The organism is Serratia sp. ASV30, assembly GCF_016428815.1.
GTDB lineage: Bacteria > Pseudomonadota > Gammaproteobacteria > Enterobacterales > Enterobacteriaceae > Chania > Chania fonticola_C.
This window is the reverse complement of record NZ_JAELTL010000257.1, coordinates 1-310: the sequence shown is the minus strand read 5'-3', so window position 1 is coordinate 310 and position 310 is coordinate 1. Positions and strand designations below refer to the sequence as shown.

1 protein-coding gene is annotated in these 310 nt (G+C 72.9%); it reads left to right on the top strand.

Features of this window, described 5'->3' with window-relative positions; all coding sequences use genetic code 11:
* On the top strand, nucleotides 1-200 hold a 200-nt coding region (locus tag JHD74_RS26990), incomplete at its 5' end, for an Ig-like domain-containing protein (protein WP_199063948.1).
* Nucleotides 201-310: the final 110 nt, after the last annotated feature.

Below are 310 nucleotides of genomic sequence, written 5' to 3'. Positions count from 1 at the left end.
AACTGATTGGTTCGGTGATGACCGACGGCAACGGGGCCTGGGCATTTACCCCGACCACGCCATTGCCAGAAGGTGGGCATTCACTGACCACCACGGCGACGGACAAGGCGGGCAACACCAGTGTGCCTGTCTCTTATACACATCTGACGCTGCCGACGATGCCAACTGGGTGTAGATCTCGGGGGTCGCCGGATCATTAAAAGGGGGGGGGGGGGGGGGGGGGGGGGGGGGGGGGGGGGGGGGGGGGGGGGGGGGGGGGGGGGGGGGGGGGGGGGGGGGGGGGGGGGGGGGGGGGGGGGGGGGGGGGGGG